Here is an 18,729-nt window from a genome sequence, read left to right as displayed (position 1 = left end):
GAACGTTGTGAAGGAAATGCTTAGAGAGATAGAGAGAAAACTAGAATGGCCTCGTATTGTAAAGTGTACAGCTATTTCAAAAGGTTTTTCACATGAAGAGAAATATAAAATAGAATTAGAAAACAGAGTAACATATTTTGTGAAAGTATGTGATGTAGTTCATTTTGAACGTAAACAAGAAGAATATACGTATATGAAACAATTAGAGTCATTACATATTCCAACGCCTAATTTAATTCATTTCATAAAACTTGAGGAATTAAATAAATGTGTTCAAGTATTTGAATGGGCCCAAGGTGTAAATGGTCAAGAAGGTTTAGGGAAGCTATCAGTGGAAGAACAGTATCATGCAGGAAGGAAAGCAGGAGAAATATTAAAGAGGATTCATTCGTTAGAAAAAGAAAGCGCAAGTAGTAAATGGGAAACATCTAGATGGAATAAATACGAAAGATACGTAGAGGCATTAGCAGATTACGAAGTGAATTTTCTAGATTTGAAGCCAGTATTAACATTTGTAGAAAATCATAAAGATTTATTAAAAAATCGTGCAATCACATTTTTACACGATGACTTCCATCCAGCAAATAGTATGATTCATAATAAGGAGTTTATCGTTATCGATTTTAGTGGATATGATTTTGGCGATCCCATACATGATTTTTATAACGTAGCGATTTTTACTACAAGAATAAGCAAACCATTTGCGGTTGGACAAGTTCACGGTTATTGCGGAGGGGAACCATCACTTCATTTTTGGAAACTGTACTCATTATATGCAGCTATGACCTTCCCAGCGGATATCGTATGGACAAACCGAAGCACGCCGCATTTAGTAGAAGATATGAAGGAAAGATTGAACGCGATTTTAGAAGATCATAATCATTTTTCATCCTATATTCCAAAATGGTATCAATCAAGTGAATGTAATAAATAAAGGAGGAATACATATGGAAAAAATTGCGGTAATTTCAGATATACATGGTAATATTCCAGCTTTAGAATCGGTACTCCAAGATATTAAATTGAGGGAAATCGAACGCATTATTTGTCTTGGAGATTTAGTAGGAAAAGGTCCTCATTCTAGCGAAGTAATTGAAATCATTCGTAAAGAATGTGAAGGAGTTGTAATGGGGAACTGGGATGATTTCATTACAAAACCGACTGAATTTGAAGCGTTAAAATGGCATCAAAAACAATTATCAGAAGAACAAAATGACTATTTAAGAAGCTTACCATTTTCGATTGAGTTTTATATGAGCGGCAAACTCATTCGTATGTTCCACGCGTCACCGAGAAGTTTATATGAAAGAATTCAACCACACGCTTCAAGAGAAGAACGTATGAGTATGTTCGAAAATAGTGATCTCACAGAGAATATAGAAGGGGAAAGAAAACCAGATGTCGTTTGCTACGGTGACGTTCACCAAGCATTCGTTCAAAATTTCAGAGGGAAAACATTATGTAATGCTGGTAGTGTAGGAAATCCGCTTGAAATTACACAAGCTTCTTATTTAATATTCGAAGGGATTTACAATGAAAAAGAAGCAGCGAGCTTTTCCATACAACTCGTACGTGTACCGTATGATATTGAATTGGCAATTCGATTAGCAGAAGAAATTGATATGCCAGAGATTGCAGAATACAAACAAGAGTTACGGACTGCTTTATATCGAGGGTTTAAGGGGAAGTAAGCTAATAATATATCAACGATTCACCAAAGGATATCGATTTACCGACAAATAGTGACATAAATTGTTACTTGTAATTATATTATGTAAACTAATTATAAAGGGAGATATCATGAACCGAAAACAACGAATCAAAGAAATTGCAGATCATATTTTAAAGCTAAACTTAACCTATCCAACAAGAGTTGGAGTAAGTGGTATTACAGCATCAGGAAAAACAACATTTGCAAACGAACTAGCGGAAGAAATAAAAAAACGAGGATTACCAGTAACACGCGCCAGTATTGATGATTTTCATAATCCAAGAGTGATTCGCTATGCAAAAGGAAAAGAATCTGCAAGAGGGTATTATGAAGATGCACACGATTATACAGCTTTCAAAGAAAGATTATTAATGCCTTTAGGACCTAACGGGAATTTACAGTATGAAACGATTTCTCATAACTTAATAACAGATATGCCTATACATAATGAGCCACTAGTGGCCACGCAAAATATGATATTAATAGTAGATGGAACGTTTCTATTGAAAAAAGACGTTGCGCATTTATTTGATTACAAAATCTTTGTAGATACAGATTTTGAGATTGCGAGAAAACGTGGTGCAAAGCGCGAGGCTGAGGCTTTTGGAAGTTATGAAGAAGCAGAGAAAATGTTTTTAAACAGATATCATGCGGCCTGTAAGATGTATATAGATGAGCATAATCCGAAAGAGTGTACGGATGTTATATTTCAGAATAGTGATTTAGAAAATCCAGAAGTTATATTTCATGAAAGAGCGTAATACATAATCAGAAATATATGTATAGCCTTTTGTTTATTGTTATAATTAAATTAATTTTATGAAGCAAATAAAAGGGGATAAGACAATAAAAAACGCAAAAAGGGGACAAGAAATATAATGAATGAAGTACTAGAACTAAAAGAAGAACTACTACAAATTAAAAATAATAATTATGCTGTACCAGAAGACGTAGATGCATATCCATATGCCCAGTGGATGTTAGATTATATCGGATCACCTGATGCTGAACTGCGTGATGATTTGATATATAGTACGCTTCACAAATGGATTACAAATGATGTATTTAGACAAAAAGAGTTACGAGGATTAATGCTGCAAGCAATTAGCCCTGATTATTTATTTTATAAAATTGGTGAAAAGGGAACAGATTCTGTATTTAAACGTGCATTCTCCGTATTAATTCCACCACTTATTTTATCTGTTCATGAAAGAGAACCACTGTTATCTGAAGAGCAACTGTACAGTGTGGCAGAACAAGTGTTGGAATATGTATATTTAGAAGAAGATGTAAGAGGTTACGTAGAAGGAAAAGGCTGGGCACATTCTACTGCACATGCAGCGGATGCGCTCGATGCTTTAGCACGTACAATTCAAAATCGTGAGTTCTCATATGCAATACTAGCTGCCGTTCGTCAGAAGGTACGCTTACATGAATACGTATACATTCACTTTGAGGATGAGAGATTAGTAGCGCCAATTATGTCGTTACGTAACCAAAATCTTTTAACTGAAGAAGAGTGGAGCAATTGGTTACATAGTATAGCAACTGTTGAAGACATCCGACATCCGCAGCATGCTATTTTAGTACAAAATATTAGAACTTTCTTAAGAAGTTTTTATTTCAGAGTTTTAGAGACAGAAGGTATTACAGCCTTTACAGATGATATATTGGAGACTTTGAAGGGGTTGCGTAGGTATTAAAAATACGTTTTTCTAAGAGAAAAGTACATAAAACCACTACATCCCAACCATACTAATAAAATGTGTTGGAGGTGAGTTTTATGGACAAAAAAGACTTTGAAAAAGTGTATAATGATTATTTACATCAAGGGGAAGAGCAAGCTCAATTTGAAATAGCTCAGGAAGTTACTTCAGGAGCAGAACAAATAGTTGCCGTTCGTAAAAATGATGATGGAGATTTAATAGCGTTTAAAACAAGTAGCGGGAGAGAGTTAGATTATATGACTGCTCTTAATGAAGCAAAATCTGGGAAGTTAGCTCATGTGGACGTATTTCATAAGTATGGTAGAGATATTATACGAAGTGAACCTGATGAGATAAAAGAAAATAACTTAGATAATTTACCTTCATTTTAAACGGGTAAACCTGAAGAAGAGAATGTTCGTTTGGATATTCTCTTCTTTTCTTTCTCTACAAATAGACGGTTTATTTCTACAGTGCGATCATACTTTTAAAGAGCACTCTAAATTTCTCTTTATCTTCTGCTGTAAATGGTTTCGGTCCCTTTGTACGTTTACCACTTTTGCGAACCATTGCACTTAAATAGCGTGTTTGTAACAATTGTTCAATGTTATCATTCGTATACTTATAGCCTTTATGGTGTAGTACGATACAGCCTTTTGCTAAAGCAAGCGAAGCAAGACCATAATCTTGTGTTATGATTAAATCTTCTTTTTTTGCTAACTGCATAATCCGGTAATCCGCAGCATCTGCTCCAGAATCCACATAAATTGTTTCTACGCCTTTAGGCTGCTCTGCATTAGAATAATGAGAAAAGCTTGTAACGAGGGTAACAGGAATTTCTGCCTTCGTAGCTTCAAAAATAATCACATCTTTTACAGGGCAAGCATCTGCATCAACATAGATTTTCATTGGTATCACTCCTATAACTAGGTTCGTGTTGATGATAATGGTAGATTTAGGTTTTGTCAAACGAGGGTTTGTATCTAAAGTTACTTTTCACAAACCAAAATAGCCTCACGTAAACGAGAAATCCCTTCCTCAATTTGATCAATATTCACTTTTCCATAAGATAAACGAATATAACCGTCTTTCGCGCCGAAAATACTCCCCGGCATAAAGGCGATTTCTTGTTTTAAACTTTGCATAATAAGTTGTTTTTCGTTTATCGGTTCTTTTAGTTTTCCCCATATGTATATACCGCCGGTCGGGTTTGAAAAAGAGATTTTATCGTGAAGTTGCTCGTTTAGAGCGCGAACGATAACGTCTCTTTTTTCTGCTAGTTGTTTTCGTAACGGTACGATATGAGACTGAAATGGTACAGTTTCAAAAAACTGCTGCATAAGCCACTGCGGGAAAATGCTCATTCCTAATTCCATTTGGTGCCTTGCGTCAGATAAACGCTCAACTACCGATTGCGGAGCGACAAGCCAGCCAACCCGTAATCCTGGCGCAATCATTTTTGATAAGGAATGTACATAAATGACTGTTCCATTTTCATCAATCGATTTCAAAGTAGGGCAAGGTAGTTTCTTTTCTAACGTAAGTAAACTAGAAGGATCATCTTCAACAATCGCAATTCGTAAGTCTGCACAAAGTGATAATAGTTTTTTTCTACGGTTTGGATGCAGCATTGTGCCCGTAGGATTTTGGAAGTTTGGATTTAAAAAAATCATTTTAATACGATGCTTTCTATATAGCTCTTGCACATCATCCGGATTAATACCGTGTTCATCGACAGGTAATGGGAAAATACGAATACCTGCTGATTGGAATAACGGTAAGGAATAGCAGTGTGATGGACTTTCGAAAGCGACAGCATCACCTGGATTTAATAAACATTGTACGATAAGGTGAAGTGCTTGCTGTGCGCCAGATGTAATCATAATGGATTGTTCAGTCGCTTCAACTTTTAAATATTCCTTCATATATTTTACGACCGCTTGTCTGAGCGGGAGATAGCCTTGCGGGTGATCGTAACTTAATGAATGCGTTAACGGTTGTTCTCGTAAAATTGTTTGTAGTTGATCGTGGGGATAAAGATTACAACCGAGCTCTCCGTTTGCAAAATCAATAATATTTTTATTTTGTTGTACTTCTGCCCGAATATGGCGAAGTAACGGTAAGTTTGGTAAGAACGTACCACCTTCTACGAAATTTCTCCAGTTCGGCGTTAATGTTGGAGAAACACCCCACATATGTGTACTCACGCGTGTTCCTTTACCAGTCGTACTTTCTACAATTCCCATAGCACGAAGTTCATTATAAGCAGTCGTTACTGTACTACGGTTTACATTTAACTGTGTAGCTAATTTCCGTTCGGAAGGGAGGAAGCTACCTGGAGGAAGTTCTCCATATGTAATACGTTTTTCAATAAAGTCAACAACTTGCTGATAAATAGGGATTTTACTGTCGCTATCTAGCTTCCATTCCATAAAAACGCCTCCGTAACTCTTATATACATTCAGTATAACAAATTGGCTGGGTAAAAAAACAGCCAATTGGACGGTGTTATATCCAGCCAATTTTACTATGCTAAATATGGAAGGGGAGATTCGGATGAAACGATGGCAAATGGAATGGCTCCTAGTATCAGTAGCATTAGTATGGGGAGCGAATTATACAATTGGAAAGTATGGCGTGGCATATATGTCATCCATTCAATTTAATAGTTTACGATTTTTAGTAGCATCACCGGTATTATTACTTATTACATTTTTAATGGAACGCTCATTACGCATTGAAAGAAAAGATTGGTTACGATTAGTAGCAGTCGGTATCGTTGGTACGACAATGTATCAAACGATGTTTATGCTATCTGTAAAATATACTTCAGCAACGAACGCCTCATTATTAATTGCGATGTCACCTATATTTACAGGGATATTAGCGGTATTGCACAAACAAGAACGTTTTTCGATGAAAGTACAGATTGGTTCAATAGTAGCATTTATTGGTGCAGCATTTGTTTTATTAACAGGGCATACGGGAGGAGCTACTTACGAGTATGCATGGCTCGGTAATATAATTGGATTAGTCGCAGCAATTGCGTGGGGATGGTATCCGATATTAGCGCAACCTCTTATTACAAAATACTCCGCAATGAGAGTCACATCATGGTCTACTTTAATTGGAATTGTACCTCTCGTTATATACTGTTTATTCAACGTAAACACATTAACGTGGCCAGTAGACATGCCAAGTTGGGGTTCACTAGCATATTCAATCGTCTTCGCGACAATCTTCGGACTTGCGATGTGGTATGTCGGTATTAGTCAAATAGGCTCAACGAAAGTAATGGTATACATGTATCTTGTTCCATTATTCGCAGTTATCTTTGCGGCTGTAACAATTGGAGAGCAAATAAACATGATGCAACTCGTTGGCGGTCTTATTATCTTCATCGGTTTATATGTTGTAAAAAAAGGTGGAATCAAAAAGCCAGCTCTCAATTTGAAAAAGGTAAGTTAACAGTAAAAAAGATCTCTTTCATATAGAAGGAGATCCTTTTTGTTTTCGTAATAAAAGCGCTTGTTCAACAGCCCATTTTTGATGATCATGAAGTAAATATTCTATAGCATGTAATGGAGACATCCACCTTAGAACATAATCCTCCTCGCAGCTTTCAGTTTGTTTCTGCACCATGTTCGCAATATAAAAGAACCCATCATTTAAATAATATGTATCTTCCTTTTCCGCATAAAAATATCGCACTGCATTACCGATATATTGATCAATTCCAATTGTCCAACCTAATTCCTCTAGTAGTTCGCGATGTAAACATTCATCTTTTGTTTCGTTACCTTCCATACCGCCGCCAGGTAAAAAATAACGGTCTCCTTTTTGGATAACAGCAATCTTTAAAGAAGATGATTGAAAAATAATCGCATAACAACTAGGTCTTAATTCATAATGAACGGTAGGTTTTTTCAAGCCAAACGTGAGTTTTGAAATTATAAAACACGACCTTTCTCTATAAAATACATAAAAGGAATATTAAGGTAAGTATAGGATTATATAAGTATAATCTTAATAGATTGGAGTGATAACAACATGATAAATCGAAAATGTTGAAGGTGTAAAGAAATAACAGGTGCGTTGCACGGTGGTAAAAAAATTAAGGAAGAATTTTTGTGTGAAGACTGTTTGCAAAAAGGAATTGCGAGTGAAGAAATCGAATTATCACAAGTGGAGCAAGAACAAACTTCGTATCTTTCTATAAAGATATTAAAAATAATGAGTGTGATTTATTTAATAGGATCTATTTTAATGGCTTTTTCTGCCGGATCTCTTATACATGACCCAGGATTTGGAGAAGTATCAATTTCAGGATCAGGTGCAGTCGGTGTTATTATTATTGGATCGATATTCCAGTCTGTACTTGTATTTTGCGGTATTTGGGTATTCATCTTATTAGTAGAAACAGTCATTAAGATTTATGAAAAAATGAAGTGAGTGAGAGGGAGAAACATATGCGAGTAAGAAACATACAAGGGGAAGATTATGTAAAGATTCATTCTGTTTTAAATGATTGGTGGGGCGGGAGAGATATGGCTGCCATGTTACCAAAATTGTTTTTCGTTCACTTTCAAGAAACGAGTTTTATCATTGAAGAAGAGGGCGAAACGTTAGGTTTCTTATGCGGATTCTTTTCGCAAACGCATAAAGAGGAAGCGTACGTTCATTTTATCGGGGTAAATCCGAAGTATAGAAGAAGAGGAATTGCATCGACATTGTATTCGTATTTCTTTGATGTCGCACGTGCAAATAATCGTAAAGTTGTAAAAGCAATTACGTCACCAGTTAATAAAAAATCGATACAGTTTCATCAAGAAATCGGTTTTCGAATTGAGGCTGGGGATGATGAGGTAGAGGGTGTATCGGTACATACAAATTATGATGGGAACGGCGGTAGTAGAGTTTTATTTTTGAAACAGGTGTAAAAGTAGGCTAGCGAAAAGTTAGCCTTTTTGTTGTGAGGAGATAACAAGTATGGAGAATAAACAAAGTAGAAATGAGTATGTAAGACGCATACATACAGTTCAAGATTATATAGAATCCAACATAGATAGTTCACTATCCATTGAAGAGCTAGCCAATGTAGCAGGATTTTCAAAGTTTCATTTTCATAGAATTTTTAAAGGAATAGTAGACGAGCCGTTATCTCGGTATGTGAATCGCTTGAAGTTAGAAAGGGCAACAAACCTTCTTACATACCGATCGGATATGACGATTACTGATATCGCTTATCATTTTGGGTTCACAGATTCAGCAGTTTTCTCCCGTACATTTAAAAATTATTATGGAGTAAGTCCGTCTCAATATCGAAACGACAATAGCAAGAATTGCAAAGACGTAAGGGGAATTCCTCAATACAATGAATGTAAGAAGGTTCGAGGTAATGTTGAAATCGTAACAGCGGATAATATAAACGTCGCATACATAAGACATACAGGTACATACGAAGAGTTAACTGAAATGATAGAGAAACTATTTCATTACGCATCTGAGCAAAACTATCATGTATTTGAGGATACGAAAGTATTAACCATTTACCACGATCATCATGAATTTACTGAGGACTATCATTTAAGAACAAGTTTATGTATAACAATTCCAGATGAATCCGTAATAGAAACGAACGACATAGGAATAATGGTAATACCTTCAGGCAAGTATGCAGTAGGACTTTTTGAAATATTCCAAGATGAATATAAGGGAGCGTGGGACTTTATATATGGTGAGTGGCTGCCAAATAGCGGATATAAACCGAGAGACTCGTATCCTTTTGAAGTATATAGAAATGACCCAAAGCAGCATCCAAAGCATAAACATATAGTTGACATATATGTACCTATCGAACCTTTTTAATTATAGGTTAAAGGGGAAAGAATAATGAAAACTGCTGAAAAGTTAGATCAGATTATAAAAGAAGAATATGAAAATATGAATGGTATGTTAGTAGTGCAGAAAGGTAATGTTATTTTTGAAAAATATTATAACGGTTATGGTCCAGATGATGCATTTCACATAGCGTCAGTCACAAAAACGATAATCTCTGCGCTAATTGGGATATGTATAGATAAGGGCTATATAAAAAGCGTTGCTCAAAGAGTAATAGAGTTTTTCCCGGAATATAACGTTTATTCATCTGAAGTAACAGTACGCCATCTTCTAACGATGACAGCTCCACATCCATTCGTAGACTGGCAGGAACCGTTAGAAGAACTATGTACACAACAAGATTGGATACAATATACGTTAAATAGGATAGGAAACGGCGGAGAAATTGGATCTTTTAAATATTCATCTGCAGGAGCTCATTTATTATCAGCAATTATTACGAGCGTAACAGGAAAAAGTGCGCGTGAATTTGCGAATGAACAGCTATTTCAGCCACTCGGCATGAGAGAAATTCCAAACTACAATATGAAAGCGTTTGGATTTGATGACTTATTCGGAAAAGATGTAAAAGGATGGGTTCATGATCCAAATGGTATTTCGACAGGAGGCTGGGGACTAGCGTTAACAGTTAAAGATATGGTTAAGTTTGGACAGCTGTATTTGAATGAAGGTAATCATAATGGAAAACAAATACTATCAAAATCATGGATAAAAGAATCGACAGAAATGAACCAAAATCAATATGGTTACTTATGGTGGTTACGAGAAGAAGATGGAATCTTTTCATACTGTGCAATGGGCGATGGTGGGAATGTGATTTGTTGTATTCCGAAGCAGGATTTGGTTGTAGTAATTGCTTCTAAAGCTATGCCGAATGCACGGGATAGATGGGAATTGATTAAAGGGTGCATACTTCCTTATTTAAAAGATTAATATGGTTATTTTTATAAAAATAAGAATGAAAGGTTTAGTTAAACTTGTTTTGTTCTTCATGATAGAAAAAAGTGTGGTGATAACAAAATTATGTAACTAAGATTATAAAACTTCAACACCTATACGATTATTAAATAATTGCAAGGTGTTGAAGTACTTTATAATCTATTAAAGCTGCTTTCAACTAAAAGAAGAAACATCTTTTTTTCTTAGCTGTTTAACTATTTTTTAACTTTGTGAAGTATAAGATAAATCGTGCCCAGCACAATTGCTAGTAAGGTAAATTTAATTAATTCTATTAGGCTGGCATCCCACTTGTTTTGTACGACATCTGTTAAATAAAATACATTAAACATACCATGTAAAATTGCGGGTGATATTACAGAACCGCCATATTCTCTCGTGTACGTTAAAATTATAGATAATATAAATAATAAAGAGAGATAACTTAATATTCCTATTTGCATAGTAATCATGAAGGGCTTTTAGTAATTGGGGATAAAGATCACCAATACAATTCGGACCAAATTGATCAGTTACATAAAACGAATTTACAGATTGAAGTTGTCAAAAACGCAAATCATTCTGTAAATGTTGGGGAATTTGAAACAAAAAATTCAATTGAAGCGATAATAAAAGTATTAGAAAAACTTAAAGAAGTTATTAGGACAAACTAATCTATCAATACATAAAAAAAGAGGTGCAATTTGCACCTCTTTTTTATTTAATAAGCCTTCAAAACATGAAGCAAATAATCCTTACGATTCAGCGGATTATAATCAACACGTTTTCGAATAGGGAAGGGAGCCATAATCTTTGTGAAACCAGCTGGCTTCGTTGTAAATATACCTTCTCCTTCTGTAAATGAATGGAGCATGCGCTTAAAATTCTCTGTTTTCGCAACAGGTAATGAGCCTGTTAATTGATAAGAATCATTATTGAATATAGGCTCTGCAAAAGTTGCTGAAATGGCAGCGAGCTTATACATTGCAGTACTAATTGCATGCTCAGGTACAGTTAATTCAAACTCATTTACTGGTTCATATACATATGTTTCAGCTTTCTTTAAAGCATCCATTAAAACGAGCGGTGTTAAATTTCTAAAGTCACTCGCTGTTGTAACAGGACTAGCATAGCCAGTATGTGTTAACGTAACGATAATATCCGTAACTTCCCATCCGTACAAACCTTGTTTTAACGTTTGAAATACAGTATCTTCAATCGCTTTATGAAATGCTAAAGGTAGTGAGCCAAGTTCAACGCCTAATGTATATGTTATGCCAGAATTTAGCTCACCACGTTCAACCTTGAATCCGACTGTTGCGTAAAATGGATTCGCTTTTTCATCCATTACTTCAACCGAATTCCCAATGCCAATTGGTTTTTCAATACATACAACTCGTGTATTTGAAAAAGTAACCTGCAAATTATATTTCTCAAAAAGAGTCGTTTCAATGACTTCTTTTTGTACTTCACCGAAAAGGCGAATATATAGTTCATTATGAACATCGTCTTTCCACACTTTAATGAGTGGATCTTCTTCACATAGTTCCATAAGAGCAGCGTATAAATCATGAATTCGTTCCGTAGGCACCGCATCAATAGCAGCTTCCATTTGTGGTTCGGCAAAGTGAATATCCTTTATATAATCCGTCCGTTTACCGATAATATCACCAATTTTTATATCACTCACTCCCCACATTTTACAAAATTCTCCGCTAGGAACGGTAGAAGTTTGTAAGGCATCTCCATTATGAAATATGCACATTTTTTTAATCTTTTCCTTATGTGGTAGAGACTGATCCCGTTGTATATCCACATATTTTCTAACGTGTAAACTACCTGAAAAAACTCTTACATATGCAATCTTTTCCCCAGAAGGTTCACGTTCAATTTTAAATACAATACCGGATAATTCTTCATCTTGAGACGAAATATTAGCTGGAAGTAAGGCTGAAATATTTTCAAGTAGTTCAGGTACGCCCATGCCTGTCATGGCTGAACCGAAAAAGATTGGATACACATTTGCTTTCTGTATTTGTTTTTCTAGCTCTTTTCTTAAAAGTGCGTCCGGTATTATTTCGTTATTTACATATGACTCAAGTAATGATTCATTATATGATGCTAGCAGTTCAATACAATCGTCATATGATCTACATTCAATAATCCGTGCTTCCTTTGTTCCTTCGTTTTCTACAGAGTAGAAGGGGAATGCTTCATTTGAAAGCATCTCTTTTATTTGTTTCATAACTTTTTCAGTATTCGCGCCACTACGGTCTATTTTATTAACAAAAAGTATAGTCGGTATATTTAGTTTCTGTAATGTCCGCATTACAATCTTCGTTTGTGCTTGCACGCCTTCAACAGCAGAAATAACTAAGATTGCACCGTCTAAAACGCGGAATGATCGCTCCACTTCAGCGATAAAATCAGCGTGTCCAGGTGTATCAATGACATTTACTTTTAAGTCATTGATACAGAAAGAAACGACAGACGCTTTAATCGTAATGCCGCGTTGTCTCTCTAATTCCATTGAGTCAGTTTGCGTATTACCACTATCTACTCGCCCAACTTCTTTAATCACATTCGTTTCATAAAGAATACGCTCAGTCAAACTCGTCTTGCCAGCGTCTACGTGCGCGACAATCCCTATATTTATTGTTGTCATATGTCAATATCCTCATTTCATTTTCCAATTTCATTTCCTCATTTCTATTTGTGTATTGCCGCATTACAATCACTCTCCAGTCATTTGAATTATTACTATTATAATGCAATTTACATTTTTTGTAACGCTACAAAGCGCCTTAATTTGGAAAAATAAAAATGAAAACAAAAAGCTTGCAATCTAAATCGATATAGATTATATTAATTGACATATCAAATATTGATATATCAAATGTTTTTAAATTGGATGTAAAGGAGGGGTAATTTGACAAGTTCATGCTCAAAAGAAGCGATTATTTTATATAAATTACACTTTCTAAATAAAGAAGTAAGTTCGAAGTTTGAAGGGTGTACGGGTATGAGCCAGTCTCGATTAGAGCTTATACTCCAGTTATATGAAGTAGGTGAAATTAGTCAAAAAGCACTTCAACAAGAAGTGAATATTGATAATGCTGCGATAACGAGGCATTTAAAGCAGCTTGAGGCTAATGAAATGATTGTAAGACGTAAAAATCCAGATGATAACAGAATTACGTTAGTTTCTCTTACCGAAGAGGGACGAAATAAAATTCAAGCGTTTCAAGAGGAAAAAGAACGTTTTGCAGCATGTGCATTTAAAGGATTAAGTGAGGAAGAACGCGAAAATCTTTTAAATATGTTAAATCACATTCAAGAAAATATAAAAGAACTTTAAAAAAGGGAGAATACAACTATGACTAACTCAGTAAAAACAAATGACTTTAACGAAATTTTAACAGGACGTCGTTCAATTCGTAAGTACGATCCTTCAGTAAAAATTAGCAAAGAAGAAATGACAGAAATTCTTACAGAAGCAACACTTGCACCATCTTCAGTAAACATGCAACCATGGAGATTCCTTGTGATTGAAAGTGACGAAGCAAAAGCAACACTTGCACCGCTTGCGAAATTCAATCAATCTCAAGTAGAAACATCTTCAGCTATGATCGCTGTATTCGGTGACTTAAACAACTTTGATAATGCAGAAGAAATTTATGGTACAGCAGTAGAGCGCGGACTTATGCCAGCTGAAGTAAAAGAAGATCAAATGAAAAAACTTTCAGCTTACTTCTCAATGGTTACACCAGAAGTAATGAAAGACACAGTACTAATTGACGGTGGTCTTGTAGCGATGCAATTTATGTTAGCAGCTCGTGCTCACGGCTATGACACTTGTCCAATTGGTGGTTTTGAGAAAGATCAAATCGCAGAAGCTTTCGGACTAGACAAAGAACGTCACGTGCCAGTAATGTTAATTTCAATCGGAAAAGCTGCTGACAGTGGTTACCAATCAGTACGTCTTCCAATTGAAAAAGTTGCTGAGTGGAAGTAATTTCAAAGAAATAAGTGGAATATGAAAGGGGAAACACCATGATTATTATTCACGCAATATTTCAAGTAGATCCAGCAAAACAACAATCATTTTTAGAAGAAATTCAACCACTCATTCATGGTTCAAGAGACGAAAGTGGAAATGTATCTTATGACTTATATAAAGATACAGAAAAAGAAAGTGTTTATACGATGGTAGAAGTATGGAAAGATGAAGCAGCAGTTGCGAGTCATAATACGAGTGAACACTTCACATCTTTCGTTAGTAAAGCAGCACAGTTTTTAACTGCTCCTCTTAATATAAAAGCTTATAATGGAGAGTTAGTAAAATAATATGGTTGGAAAAGATGACTTTAGCGTATTGCTGTAGTCATCTTTTTTATATCAATGATTCGTGATGCAGATCAAAGAAAAAATAAAGTTGTTTCAAATGAGCAAAATGGTTATACCAGATTGTAGTGTACGAATTGAAGGTACCAGAAAAGGAGTGCGAAAGGTGTCTAAATTCACATAATGCAGGTGTATCCAAGGAGAATGGAAGAAAGAATTTTCGCAACTATTTAACTGTTACATGACTTGATGGGAATTTCATTTTGTATAGTTTCCATCGTTTCTGATTCTTTTTATAACGTTTTAAAGTTTGTATTGAAAATTGTAAGTTCTAGAAGTATCATATACATATTCAAACATTTGAAGATGTATATGATACTTTTTTAAGTTTTAGTTAAAATAAAAACTAGAGGTGTTTAAATGGGAACTGAAATGCAACAATTTAAAGCTGATTTTTTTAAAGCCTTATCGCATCCTTTACGAATAGGTATTTTAGAAGTGTTATCAGAAGGTGAAAAAAGTGTAAATGAAATTCAAAGTATTCTTAATAAGGAAGGTTCAGCTGTCTCTCAACAGTTAAGTGTGTTACGTGCTAAAAATATTGTTGTTGGCACCAAAGATGGAAAACGAGTTTTATATTCTCTTCGGGACCCTATGATAATAAATTTACTGGTAGTTGCACGGAAAATTTTTAACAACCATTTAATCGATACGATTTCAATGTTAGAAGAGCTAGATGAAACAGAAGGCGAAACGATAGTTACGGAGGTGTAGGTTGAGCATTGAAGTTCAGAAAGAAGATATTATCCAACATGGGATTGATATATTTCGCTCAATAGGAGCTTATCACGTTTGTAATGTATGTATTAACAGTGGGAATTCTTGTTGTTTTTCATGCCAGCATCTACAAGATGGCGTTGGATGTCAAAAAAGAAATACTGCTTGTACAGCTTGGTTATGTGGAATCCAAGGTTTTTTATTTGATCAAATAGGATTATTGGATGAATGGAATCATTTTTGGATTGAAATTCCAGGTAAAATGTTTCGTAGAGATACTACTCCAGATCAGATAAGGATTACATCGTTTATAGACACAAAGAAGCTAGATAGTCGAGCTGGGGAACTTCTAGCGGTAAGATTGGAATCCTATGTACAACAAGGTGGAGATATCGGTGAATTAGAGCGTCATTTAAGCAAAACGTATAGTAAATATTAGGATGGCGTTTTCTTTTGTGAAAATCTCTTTTATAAGGGAACGAGAAATACATTTGTAATCTAGATTTATTAAGAATAGAAAAGAAGGGTTTATAATGAGAGGGTTATTTACAGGAAGGTTTGAAGGATATTCATTGGGGCATTTGCAAAAGGATATTCTTGCAGGAGTGATTGTTGGAGTTGTTGCGATTCCACTTGCTATGTCTTTTGCAATAGCCTCTGGTGTTAAGCCAGAGTATGGAATTTATACAACATGTATTGCAGGGATACTCATTTCTCTATTTGGTGGTTCAAAGTATCAAATTGGAGGACCTACAGGTGCTTTTGTTCCAATTCTTTTAGGAATTGTCATTACCTATGGATACGAAGATTTACTACTTGCTGGTTTATTAGCTGGGATTATTTTATGTCTTATGGGAATTTTTAAACTAGGGTCTTTAATAAAGTTTATTCCGCGTCCTGTAACAATTGGCTTTACGTCAGGAATCGCTGTCATTATCTTTACAGGACAAATTGCTAGTTTTTTAGGTCTTACAGGTATAAAAAAACATGAGGAATTTATAGCAAATCTGAAAGAAATCTTTACGCATATCAATACTACGAATTTTTACAGTGTAATAACTGCTTTGATTTGTTTTCTTGTCATACTCATAACACCAAAGATTTTGCCAAAAGTACCAGGTTCATTAGTGGGTATTATGGTTTCCACTATAATTGCAACTGTATTTTTCTCAGATCATGTACCTACTATTGGTACAGCATATGGTACGATTCCTAGTACACTTCCTCAGTTTGGTATACCAGAAATTACGGTAGAGCGTATAAAACAGTTAATTGGCCCTGCATTTGTTATTGCGATGCTTGGTGGTATTGAATCTCTTTTATCCGCCGTCGTAGCAGACGGTATGACGAATAGTAAACACAACAGTAATAAAGAACTTATCGGTCAAGGAATTGCTAATATTGTTACACCATTATTTGGAGGTATTCCGGCAACTGGAGCAATTGCCCGCACAGCAACCAATATTAGGAGCGGAGCTGTATCCCCGATGTCTGGTGTTATTCATGGGGGATTTGTATTATTCACGCTTTTATTGTTAGCCCCATATGCTTCACATATTCCGCTTGCTAGTATGTCTCCAATATTAATGGTGGTAGCATGGAATATGAGTGAACGAAAACATTTTATTCACATACTTAAAATGAAGACAGGGGATTCACTTGTATTACTTGTAACATTTCTACTGACTGTATTTACAAGTTTGACAACAGCTGTGGAAATCGGACTTATTTTAGCTGTTATTTTATTTACAAAACGTATGAGCAACATGCTTGTTATATCTAAAGTGCTTCCAGATCATACAAGAAAGAACGAGAAATTGTTGCCACATGTGGTAAATAAAGCTCACGATTGTCCACAAATCAGCATTTACACAATAGAAGGACCATTGTTCTTTGGAGCTGCTCAAACGTTTGAACAAAACATTCTAGCGACCATTCATTATAAACCAAAAGTTTTAATTTTGCGTATGGGAAAAGTTCCTTTTATTGATACAACAGGAGAATCCTATTTTAGGAATATTGTTCAGCATTTCAAAAAGCAAGGTGGCGTAATTCTTGTTTCAGGAATTCAATCAGAGCTAAAAACAACTCTAGATAAGAATGGATTATACGCGGAGATTGGCGAAGAAAACTTTTTTGATCATACAGGGGAAGCAATCAACTGTGCTTTAAGACAGTTGAATACAAACAAATGTATAGGATGTAAGCACTTTGCTTTTCATGAATGCACGGAGCTGGCTCAGCAATCTCAGGATATGAATGCAATAAAGAATAAAGCAAATGCATTAGATTAGTGAACTACTCGCCACTTAGCAAAGCTTGAAGTGGAAGGTTCTCAGTTCCACGACGAAAGTAACCTTTCATCTCCCTGAGCGTTACTTCGGGGCATTTTACCCCTAGTTGTCCAACGTTTGAAACTCTCTTTATACGGTTGATATTTTACGAAGGAACCGAATGGCTTGGTTTTCGCACTTTATTTTCTTCCTGCAACCTTCTATATCAAGTTATCAAAGAACTTTATATAGTTAGATTATCAAAAGTTTTTGGCTATGCTGATCCGAAAGAATTCGTTAAATTTTAACTATAAAATTACTATTCTTATGAAATTATAAAAAGAAATTTTTAAAAACTATATAATGAATAATAAATGGAGGAATTTAAAATATGTCTAATTTACCTAATTGTCCAAAATGTAATTCAGAGTACACTTACGAAGATGGGAATTTTTTTGTTTGCCCAGAATGTGCCTATGAGTGGACTTTAGAATTAGAAACTGAAAATAGTGAAGATACAAAGATGATTAAAGATGCAAATGGAAATATCTTGAACGATGGTGATTCTGTAACAGTTATCAAAGATCTTAAAGTAAAAGGAACTTCATCAGTTGTAAAAATCGGTACAAAAGTGAAAAACATCCGTTTAGTTGAGGGTGACCATGATATTGATTGTAAAATTGATGGTTTTGGAGCTATGAAATTAAAATCTGAATTTGTTAAAAAGGTTTAAATGTAAGATTCGTGTAACAGAAGTAATTTGATCTAATTGTTTAAAGTCAATGGATGTGCAATACTTTTAAGATAGTAGAAGTTAACCATTTTTATAATAGAAAGACCTCATTCAAAGATACTTATCAAGAATGAGGTCTTTTTATTTTTGGAACTTACCTTGAACATACTCGTATATTTAAAAAATGATGCGAAATAAGCTGGGAGCATAAAAATGGGAATTTCTAAACGTAAGAAAATCAGCTTTTCATTTGAGAATAATGTCTTAGAATGGGGTTTATATTATTCGGATGTTGGGATTTCAACTATAATCCTACATAAGGATGTAGATTTCTATCAGTAGTCCACA

General features: G+C 35.0%; 21 protein-coding genes and 2 pseudogenes. 18 read left to right on the top strand and 5 right to left on the bottom strand.

Translation table 11 applies throughout. From position 1 onward, the window contains the following. The first annotated feature begins 7 nt into the window (after positions 1-7). The 5 genes from EKQ63_RS16140 (at position 8) to EKQ63_RS16120 (ending at position 3,809) form a co-directional block, all read left to right on the top strand. Positions 8-934: an aminoglycoside phosphotransferase family protein gene (locus tag EKQ63_RS16140; protein ID WP_143881262.1), complete on the top strand. Its 927-nt coding sequence runs from the start codon at positions 8-10 to the stop codon at positions 932-934. A 13-nt stretch (positions 935-947) separates the two neighbouring features. Next, a complete protein-coding gene (locus EKQ63_RS16135) occupies positions 948-1,691 on the top strand; it encodes a metallophosphoesterase family protein (RefSeq protein WP_143881261.1) in 744 nt (247 codons plus the stop codon). A gap of 109 nt (positions 1,692-1,800) precedes the next feature. Further along, on the top strand, positions 1,801-2,472 hold the full coding sequence (locus tag EKQ63_RS16130; RefSeq protein ID WP_087953251.1) for a nucleoside/nucleotide kinase family protein: 672 nt from the start codon (positions 1,801-1,803) through the stop codon (positions 2,470-2,472). Between the two features lie 117 nt (positions 2,473-2,589). Beyond that, entirely contained in the window at positions 2,590-3,414 is an 825-nt protein-coding gene (locus tag EKQ63_RS16125; RefSeq protein WP_087953252.1) for a DUF2785 domain-containing protein, read from the top strand. A gap of 80 nt (positions 3,415-3,494) precedes the next feature. Beyond that, positions 3,495-3,809 carry a DUF3892 domain-containing protein gene (locus EKQ63_RS16120; protein WP_087953253.1) on the top strand — a complete coding sequence of 105 codons (315 nt, stop codon included), beginning with the start codon at positions 3,495-3,497 and terminating at the stop codon, positions 3,807-3,809. Between the two features lie 76 nt (positions 3,810-3,885). On the opposite strand, the gene EKQ63_RS16115 is transcribed toward EKQ63_RS16120, so the two are convergent. Next, on the bottom strand, positions 3,886-4,326 hold the full coding sequence (locus tag EKQ63_RS16115) for a YaiI/YqxD family protein (RefSeq protein ID WP_087953254.1): 441 nt from the start codon (positions 4,324-4,326) through the stop codon (positions 3,886-3,888). Positions 4,327-4,406: 80 nt separating this feature from the next. Beyond that, the gene (locus EKQ63_RS16110) at positions 4,407-5,849 is read right to left on the bottom strand and encodes a MocR-like pyridoxine biosynthesis transcription factor PdxR (RefSeq protein ID WP_143881260.1); all 1,443 of its coding nucleotides are present in this window, start codon (positions 5,847-5,849) and stop codon (positions 4,407-4,409) included. 124 nt (positions 5,850-5,973) lie between these two features. Between EKQ63_RS16110 and EKQ63_RS16105 the strand changes: the two genes are divergently transcribed. Beyond that, positions 5,974-6,885 (top strand): DMT family transporter, encoded by a 912-nt coding sequence (locus EKQ63_RS16105; protein WP_000832969.1) that lies wholly within the window; start codon positions 5,974-5,976, stop codon positions 6,883-6,885. 18 nt (positions 6,886-6,903) lie between these two features. On the opposite strand, the gene EKQ63_RS16100 is transcribed toward EKQ63_RS16105, so the two are convergent. Then, a complete protein-coding gene (locus EKQ63_RS16100) occupies positions 6,904-7,371 on the bottom strand; it encodes an NUDIX hydrolase (protein ID WP_087953257.1) in 468 nt (155 codons plus the stop codon). A gap of 129 nt (positions 7,372-7,500) precedes the next feature. Between EKQ63_RS16100 and EKQ63_RS16095 the strand changes: the two genes are divergently transcribed. The 4 genes from EKQ63_RS16095 to EKQ63_RS16080 are packed head-to-tail and all read left to right on the top strand — an operon-like array spanning position 7,501 to position 10,251. After that, positions 7,501-7,869, top strand: a complete 369-nt coding sequence (locus EKQ63_RS16095) for a DUF3980 domain-containing protein (protein WP_223290803.1) — start codon at positions 7,501-7,503, stop codon at positions 7,867-7,869. A 17-nt stretch (positions 7,870-7,886) separates the two neighbouring features. Continuing rightward, positions 7,887-8,357, top strand: coding sequence for a GNAT family N-acetyltransferase (locus tag EKQ63_RS16090; protein ID WP_088327544.1), 471 nt, complete (start codon positions 7,887-7,889; stop codon positions 8,355-8,357). Positions 8,358-8,406: 49 nt separating this feature from the next. Continuing rightward, on the top strand, positions 8,407-9,285 hold the full coding sequence (locus EKQ63_RS16085) for an AraC family transcriptional regulator (protein ID WP_143881258.1): 879 nt from the start codon (positions 8,407-8,409) through the stop codon (positions 9,283-9,285). A gap of 24 nt (positions 9,286-9,309) precedes the next feature. Further along, positions 9,310-10,251: a serine hydrolase domain-containing protein gene (locus EKQ63_RS16080; RefSeq protein WP_143881257.1), complete on the top strand. Its 942-nt coding sequence runs from the start codon at positions 9,310-9,312 to the stop codon at positions 10,249-10,251. Positions 10,252-10,472: 221 nt separating this feature from the next. On the opposite strand, the pseudogene EKQ63_RS30715 reads toward EKQ63_RS16080, so the two are convergent. Next, a pseudogene (locus EKQ63_RS30715) lies at positions 10,473-10,712 on the bottom strand (CPBP family intramembrane glutamate endopeptidase); the annotation flags it as partial. Between EKQ63_RS30715 and EKQ63_RS16070 the strand changes: the two are divergent. Next, positions 10,707-10,928 (top strand): annotated as a pseudogene (locus EKQ63_RS16070) (alpha/beta hydrolase); the annotation flags it as partial. The pseudogenes EKQ63_RS30715 and EKQ63_RS16070 overlap by 6 nt on opposite strands. Positions 10,929-10,975: 47 nt before the next feature. On the opposite strand, the gene tet reads toward EKQ63_RS16070, so the two are convergent. After that, positions 10,976-12,919 carry a tetracycline resistance ribosomal protection protein gene (tet, locus tag EKQ63_RS16065; protein WP_087953267.1) on the bottom strand — a complete coding sequence of 648 codons (1,944 nt, stop codon included), beginning with the start codon at positions 12,917-12,919 and terminating at the stop codon, positions 10,976-10,978. A gap of 264 nt (positions 12,920-13,183) precedes the next feature. On the opposite strand from tet, the gene EKQ63_RS16055 reads away from it, so the two are divergent. From EKQ63_RS16055 to EKQ63_RS16025, 7 genes are all read left to right on the top strand, one after another. Continuing rightward, on the top strand, positions 13,184-13,612 hold the full coding sequence (locus EKQ63_RS16055) for a MarR family winged helix-turn-helix transcriptional regulator (protein WP_143881256.1): 429 nt from the start codon (positions 13,184-13,186) through the stop codon (positions 13,610-13,612). 18 nt (positions 13,613-13,630) lie between these two features. After that, positions 13,631-14,269, top strand: coding sequence for a nitroreductase family protein (locus tag EKQ63_RS16050; RefSeq protein WP_087953270.1), 639 nt, complete (start codon positions 13,631-13,633; stop codon positions 14,267-14,269). Between the two features lie 38 nt (positions 14,270-14,307). Further along, on the top strand, positions 14,308-14,601 hold the full coding sequence (locus tag EKQ63_RS16045) for a putative quinol monooxygenase (protein WP_087953271.1): 294 nt from the start codon (positions 14,308-14,310) through the stop codon (positions 14,599-14,601). A 417-nt stretch (positions 14,602-15,018) separates the two neighbouring features. Next, positions 15,019-15,372 carry an ArsR/SmtB family transcription factor gene (locus EKQ63_RS16040; RefSeq protein ID WP_001977380.1) on the top strand — a complete coding sequence of 118 codons (354 nt, stop codon included), beginning with the start codon at positions 15,019-15,021 and terminating at the stop codon, positions 15,370-15,372. A gap of 1 nt (position 15,373) precedes the next feature. Next, positions 15,374-15,814, top strand: coding sequence for a hypothetical protein (locus tag EKQ63_RS16035; protein ID WP_000021479.1), 441 nt, complete (start codon positions 15,374-15,376; stop codon positions 15,812-15,814). A 94-nt stretch (positions 15,815-15,908) separates the two neighbouring features. Next, on the top strand, positions 15,909-17,669 hold the full coding sequence (locus EKQ63_RS16030) for a SulP family inorganic anion transporter (RefSeq protein WP_087997166.1): 1,761 nt from the start codon (positions 15,909-15,911) through the stop codon (positions 17,667-17,669). Positions 17,670-18,039: 370 nt separating this feature from the next. Then, positions 18,040-18,381 (top strand): zinc ribbon domain-containing protein YjdM, encoded by a 342-nt coding sequence (locus tag EKQ63_RS16025; RefSeq protein WP_000067656.1) that lies wholly within the window; start codon positions 18,040-18,042, stop codon positions 18,379-18,381. Positions 18,382-18,729 lie beyond the last annotated feature (348 nt).

It is taken from the genome of Bacillus sp. BD59S (assembly GCF_007363175.1).
In the GTDB taxonomy this organism is placed as follows: Bacteria; Bacillota; Bacilli; order Bacillales; family Bacillaceae_G; genus Bacillus_A; species Bacillus_A pacificus.
The sequence above is the reverse complement of the archived record's forward strand: the minus strand, read 5'-3'. Positions and strand labels throughout refer to the sequence as shown.